Genomic DNA, 6632 nt, shown 5'->3' on the forward strand with positions numbered 1-6632 from the left:
AACCTCTTTGCTTGTGCGGCGACTAATTCAACGGGCGGCATCGCGCCGCCCGTGCTGCTGCGGCATTCTGATCCGGCCGGCCCTGACGTGCCCTTGGCTCGCAGCGATCGCTTCTGCTAACGATGAGGCCGTCAAGGCCCCAACCGGAATGACCCATGCGATCATTGCCTGCGCGTTCTGTTTCCAGACATCTCGTTGCGCTCGCCGGACTGCTGTTGCTGTCGGCCCAGCCCGCTGCCGCCGCCGATGACGACGCGCCCAAGGGGCCGGCGGTCACGGTGCTGAAGGTCGCAAAATCCTGTTTCTCCGACATCGTCGAGGGCACCGGCACCATCATCGCGCGCGAGGCAAGCTCGGTGCGGCCGGAGCGGCCCGGCCTGAAGGTGACAGAGGTGCTGGCGGAAGCCGGCGACACCACCACCGCAGGCCAGGTGCTGGCGCGGCTGGCACTGCCCGAGGGCGGCACGCTTCAGGTCACCGCCCCCGTGGCAGGCGTGATCGCGACGTCGACCGCGCAGATCGGCAACCTCGCCTCCGCCAAGGGCGAGGCGCTGTTCACGATCGTGGCGCGCAGCGAGTACGATCTCGTCGCCCTCGTCGCGACCAGCGATATGCGCAAGCTCGCGGTCAACCAGGTGGCGACCGTGCGCATCGCCGGCGCCGGCGATATCGACGGCAAGGTGCGCCGCATCGGCCCGACGGTCGAGCCGAACATCCAGCAGGGCATGGTCTATATCGGCATCTCCTCGCAGAAGCGGCTGTTGCTGAATGCGAGCGGGCGCGCACTGATCAAGTCGGGCCAGAGCTGCAACGTCGCGGTGCCGCTGACCTCGGTGCAGTATTCCTCCGCCGGCACCGTCGTGCAGGTGATCCGCCGCAACCGCGTCGAGACCAAGCGCGTCGAGGTCGGACTGATGTCGGGCGGCAATATCGAGATTCGCGACGGCCTCAACGAGGGCGATATCGTCGTCGCCCGCGCCGGCGCGCTGCTGCGCGAAGGAGATCCGGTGCGCACGGTGATGGCCACGGAAGCGGCGAAGTAGGATTGCTCGTGTCCCGGACGCGCTGCAGCGTGTGACGCTGCCGCGCAGAGCCGGACCCATCTCTCGTCCAAGCGATAAGCTTAAAAACTAGGCCCCGGCTCTGCGTCGCATCATTGCATGATGCGCCGCGTCCGGGGCACGAGACTTCGCAGAACCTAAGAAAAACTAGCCGCCGGCTTCGCCGAAATGGACGTCCTCGAGCAGCGAGGAGGAGACGGTCGGGACCTGGTCGCCTTCGCTGGCGCGGGAGATGGCAAGGCGGGTCTTGTTGAAGACGCTCTCGGCGCTGCCCTGCGTATTGAGGTTGTTGAGGAACTCGCTGACCAGCACGCTGTGCTCGCCCTTGCCGTCGTCGACGACCTTGCCCGGCGAAGCCGAGGAGAGGATCAGCGCATTGTCCGTCGCGCTGATCGGCGCGAGGCCGTGGCTGTAGGAGCGGAAGCGGCGCTCATAGGGATTGCGGCGGGAGGCGTCGACCACGACGAGCTTGGCCTTGGCGCCCTGCTCCTTCATCATGTCGAGCACGCCCTCGATGGAGACGCCGTGACGGCGGACGTCGCTTTCCTTCCAGATCACGGCATCGACCGGCAGCATGTAGCTCTCGCGGCCGGCCTGCACGCCGTAGCCGCCGAAGAACAGCATGACGACGGTGTCGGGCTTGATCCGGGACTTCAGGCGATTGACGGCGCGGACCATGTCGTCCTTGGTCGCGTCTTCCACCATGTCGACGTCAAAACCGTTCTTGCGCAGCGACGAGGACAGCGCGCGGGCGTCGTTGATCGACTGCGTCAGCGGCGCGCTGGCGTCGGGGTAATGTCCATTGCCGATGACGAGGGCGAGACGCGAGGCTTGGCCGATCGAGCCGGTGACCTGGTCGGTCGAGACGGCCTTGGCGGCATCGAGCGCCCGCATGTTGAGGGCAGCATGGGCGCCGATCACGAGCGAGACCGTGCCGATGAGGGCTGCGGCCACCGCGATCGTGCGTCGGGAAATGTCGAGCTGCGTTACATTCATCTCGCGTCATTCCTGTCAGTGCCAAAGACCAGCCAAACACGCGCACACTGTTTGAGTAGCGCGATAGCGTCTTTGGGTTTGAGGGATTGGCCGGGGGTGTGCCCCCGAATTGCGCGCAATTTGCGGCGCCGCACCAAACAAAGCCTTAACCGGATATCGCCTCCCCCGCAATAGATCGCCGAAAATTTGAGCTAAGTCTCTGGAAACATGAGCTAATTTTTACTGCCCAATGTGTGATTTTTTTGCGTCCCCGTAGCCTTCCGGAGCCTGATTATGCAGGCTTCGTGCCGGCTTTTTCTGTGACCCTCATCACATTTGTATTTCCTGCGAATCCGGGTAGCTTTTCAACGACTTGCAGGGGGTGGCGCGCGGCTGGGAGCGCGCCGGCCGGCCCCCCGGCCAATTCCCGCGACCAGGTTATTTCATGAGCTTTCAATATTTTGCCGGCGCCGCCTGCCGGGCGCTGACGGCGCGGAAGGACGGCCCCTCGCTTTACGACGTCTGCGATCCCGTACTGTCTGTTGCGGCCAGCGGCGATCCGCATCTGCCTAAGTTCTACAAGACCGCGCTCGGCAATCCCGCATTGCGGGTGCTGCTCCGCCGGGCCGGGCTGCCCGAGCTGCGCGACGAAGGCAAACTGGCCCGGCTGCGCCAGGCCCTAGTGCGCGCCCGCGACGAGGCCGAGCCCAATTGGGCGGCGGTCGGCCAGCCCGTCGCCGATCTCGTCGACAGCATCGCGCTGGATCATCCCAAGCCGCCGCCGGCCATGTTCACCGGCGCCATGCCGCAACAATCGCAGATCGACGGCGTGATCCGCGACTGCGCGCAGCATCTGCTGGGCTCGTACCGCAAAAATGGCTTTCTGCCGACCTACGCCGCGTTCAACCTGATCGGCGATCCCGATTTCCGCGGCCGAGAGCTGACCATGGCGCTCACGGGTCTCAACGCGCGCGGCTACAAGAACTCCTCGCTGCTGTTCAACCTCGCCCGTGTCTTCATCGCGCGATCTCCGGCGCGCGCAGTCGTCAATCCGCCCTGGCGAGGGGTTGCCGAACCGATGTGGGAGCCGGTGCAGATCCGCCACCGCTCGGCCTATTACGACGCGTTCTTCATCGAGGCGCTGTTGAGCTACGTTGAGACCGGTCTCGCCTCGCTCTCCGACAAGATGGCGGCGGAGCGCGCGGTTGCCGATATGGTCGATTTCTGCGTCAACATCAGCCGCGAAGAGGTCGAGGGCATCTACGGGGCGCGGTTCAACGTCATCACCGCGCTCGCGCCGGCACCGCATCCGCGCTTCTCACGCTACTTCGCCCAGATCAAGCAGGACCTCGGCTTCGGCGTCTACGTGCCGGATTGCGACACCACGGCGTGCTCGATCTCCGCGGCGACGCAGGCCGGCTGCACCGATCCGATCCTCGACCAGCCGCTGCTGGATTTCTATGCCGGCTATCAGGTGCGCGCCGGCGTCAACGAGCCGCGCGTGACCGTGCCGATCAACGACAATATCGATTACGAGGGCGGGGTTGCGACCTGGATCGACAATCTCAAGGGCGAGCGGCCCTATGGCAATGATCTCGATCCGACGCTCAATCTCGACATTCTCGAGGTCAGCTTTCGCAACCTCGCGCGCTGGAAAGTATTGGAGACGCCGGCGCGGCTCGCCACCGTGCATCGCATCCTCGGCTTCCAGAAGCGGCTGGCGGCGAGCGGCGCCTTCGCCAATCCGCGCTCGCATATCTACTATTTGCCTGAGCTTTACAGCGCCTATTTCGGTCGCTGCTATGCTGCCTTCCTGGCGCTGCCGCTGGCGGCGCAGGCGATCATCGATCCCGACGGCGATTTCGATTTCATCCGCCACCGCGTGCTCTCCTACGTCAAGGGCGAGTTGATGGCCGCCGAAATGAACGTGTTCGACGCAGCGCTCGCCCTGATCGCGCTCGGCCATCTCGGCGCCGACCCGCGCGCCTTTGCGCCGGCGCTGAACGTGATCGTCGCGAGCGTCGGCGAAGGCGGCCGCCGCGGCCCGTTCCGCGCCTATGAGTGGAACAAGATGAAGACGCCGACGCGGATCCTGGTGGGCGGTCCGGAGGTCACGTCGGCGTTCGTGCTGATGGCGCTGGCGGTGGCCGAGCGGGCGATGGCGCGGGGATGAGGTCGCGCAGGGTGGGTTAGCGAAGCGTAACCCACCACTTCTGCCGCCGTGGAGACGAAAGAGGTGGGTTACGCCTTCGGCTAACCCACCCCTACTAAACTTCGCCCGATGACAGGAAGTTGAAAGCCCAATTGCCAGGCATATGCTGGCCGAGCGGACAAAAGCCGACCACAATTGCGAGGTCTATCGCAGTTTTCATCACACGCGGGCCGGCATGTTGCGAAAACCCCTGATTGCGCTGTCATTGCTTGGCTTCTCCTTGTCCGGCTTGCCATCGCCGGCGCGGGCCGCCGACATCACCGGCACAGCGAAGGTCCGCGCCGGCGACGCGGTGGTGATCGGCAACACGCGGATCAGGCTCGGCGGCATCGACGCCCCCGCGGTCGACCAGCTCTGCCTCAACAACAAGGGCGAGCGCTGGACCTGCGGCATCGCGGCCCGCGACGAGCTCGCCAAATACGCCGACGGCAAGACCTGGGTCTGCCATGCGCGGTCGATCGACCGGCGCGGCCGCACCGTGGCGCGCTGCGACGTCGGCGGCGAGGATATCCAGAAATGGCTGGTGCGCGCAGGCTGGGCGCTGGCCTACACCCGCGTCTCGCGCGACTACGAAGCCGATGATGCCGCCGCGCGGGAGGCAAAAGCCGGCATGTGGCAAGGCGCCTTCATCGCGCCCTGGGACTGGCGCGAGCGCAACAAGAAGACCACCATCCTCGGCGCCACCAAGCCGCCCGATGGCGCACATGCGATCCTGCTCGCTTCGGCTTCGGGCCCGGTCGCGCCCTCGCCGGACTGCACCATCAAGGGCAACGTCAACAGCGCCGGCGAGTGCATCTATCACCGGCCGACCAGCCGCTGGTATGCGCAGATCAAGATGAAGATCAGCAAGGGCACGCGCTGGTTCTGCTCGGTGGAGGAAGCCGAGGATGCGGGCTGCCGCGAGACTAAGAGATAACCCACGTCAGACCTGCGTTTTCCGGCCTTTTCTTGCACCGCGGCGCCGCGTAAAAGTGTGAATCAGCGACCCACCATCCTATTCTCAGGCAACAAGGACCAACAGCAATGACCGTTCGCGCGGGCCGGGAATTTCTGGCCATCCCCGGGCCCACCAATATGCCCGACGAGGTGCTGCGGGCGATGCATCGTCCGGCGATCGACATCTACTCCAAACAGATGACCGATCTGACCGAGAGCCTGCTCAGTGACATCTCGAAACTGTTTGCCACCAAGGGCAAGTCCTACATCTACATCGCCAACGGTCACGGCGCCTGGGAAGCAGCATTGAGCAACGTGCTGTCGCGCGGCGACAAGGTGCTGGTGCTCGAAAGCGGACGGTTCGCGATCGGCTGGGGCCATGCCGCGGCGCTGATGGGTGCCGAGGTCGAGGTGCTCAAGGGCGACTGGCGCCGCGCAGTGCGGCCGCACGAGGTCGAGGAGCGCCTGCGCCGCGACAAGGAGCACACCATCAAGGCCGTCGTCGTCGTCCAGGTCGACACCGCCTCAGGCGTGCAGAACGACATCGAGGCGATCGGCAAGGCGATCAAGGCCAGCGGCCATCCGGCGCTGTACATGGTCGACACTGTGGCCTCGCTCGGCTGCATGCCGTTCGAGATGGACAAATGGGGCATCGACGTCGCGATGTCGGGCTCGCAAAAGGGCCTGATGACGCCGCCCGGCCTCGGCTTCGTCGCGGCCAACGCGCGCGCGCGCGAGGTGCAGAAGACCGCCAACATGAGCACGCCCTATTGGAGCTGGAGCGAGCGCGAGGGCAGCGAGCACTATCGCAAATATGCCGGCACCGCGCCGGTGCATCTGCTGTTCGCGCTGCGCCAGGCCATTGACCTGCTGCACGAGGAAGGACTGGAGAACGCCTTCCGACGTCACAGCCTGCTCGGCGAGGCCGCACGCCGCGCGGTCGGCGCGTGGTCGGAAGGCCAGGTGCTCGGCTTCAACGTCGCCGAAGCCAGCGAACGCTCCAACACCGTGACCACGGTGACCATGAGCAACGGCCACGATCCGGCAATCCTGCAACGCTATTGCAAGGAGAAGTGCGGCGTCGTGCTCGGCACCGGCATCGGCGATCTCTCGGGACAAGCCTTCCGCATCGCCCATATGGGCCACGTCAACGCCCCGATGCTGCTCGGCACGTTGGGCGTGATCGAGATCGGGCTGAACGCGCTGAAGATCCCGCACGGCAAAGGCGGGCTCGAAGCGGCGGTTGCCTATCTCGGCGAAGAGGTGGCGGTGTAAGCCTCTTTTTTCCTTCTCCCCTTGTGGGAGAAGGTGGCGCGAAGCGCCGGATGAGGGGTTGTCTCCGCAATCGCAACTGCCGGACTCGCGGATAGATACCCCTCACCCGTCTCGCCGCTAACGCGGCGAGCCACCCTCTCCCACAAGGGGAGAGGGGAAGTCAGCGCGGGAAC

At 65.3% G+C, this 6632-nt stretch carries 5 protein-coding genes; 4 read left to right on the forward strand and 1 reads right to left on the reverse strand.

Annotated features, from left to right (window positions below):
- The first annotated feature begins 155 nt into the window (after positions 1–155).
- Positions 156–1043: an HlyD family efflux transporter periplasmic adaptor subunit gene (locus IVB32_RS22440; protein WP_026233210.1), complete on the forward strand. Its 888-nt coding sequence runs from the start codon at positions 156–158 to the stop codon at positions 1041–1043.
- Between the two features lie 165 nt (positions 1044–1208).
- On the opposite strand, the gene IVB32_RS22445 is transcribed toward IVB32_RS22440, so the two are convergent.
- Complete coding sequence (locus IVB32_RS22445) at positions 1209–2057, reverse strand: caspase family protein (RefSeq protein WP_018456617.1); 849 nt, start codon at positions 2055–2057, stop codon at positions 1209–1211.
- 424 nt (positions 2058–2481) lie between these two features.
- On the opposite strand from IVB32_RS22445, the gene IVB32_RS22450 reads away from it, so the two are divergent.
- The 3 genes from IVB32_RS22450 (at position 2482) to IVB32_RS22460 (ending at position 6459) form a co-directional block, all read left to right on the forward strand.
- Positions 2482–4209, forward strand: a complete 1728-nt coding sequence (locus IVB32_RS22450) for a hypothetical protein (protein WP_247369190.1) — start codon at positions 2482–2484, stop codon at positions 4207–4209.
- Positions 4210–4423: 214 nt separating this feature from the next.
- On the forward strand, positions 4424–5164 hold the full coding sequence (locus tag IVB32_RS22455; protein ID WP_026233211.1) for a thermonuclease family protein: 741 nt from the start codon (positions 4424–4426) through the stop codon (positions 5162–5164).
- 107 nt (positions 5165–5271) lie between these two features.
- Positions 5272–6459, forward strand: coding sequence for an aminotransferase class V-fold PLP-dependent enzyme (locus IVB32_RS22460; RefSeq protein ID WP_018456620.1), 1188 nt, complete (start codon positions 5272–5274; stop codon positions 6457–6459).
- The last annotated feature ends 173 nt before the right edge of the window (positions 6460–6632 follow it).

It is taken from the genome of Bradyrhizobium sp. 23 (genome assembly GCF_023073295.1).
Classification (GTDB): domain Bacteria; phylum Pseudomonadota; class Alphaproteobacteria; order Rhizobiales; family Xanthobacteraceae; genus Bradyrhizobium; species Bradyrhizobium canariense_D.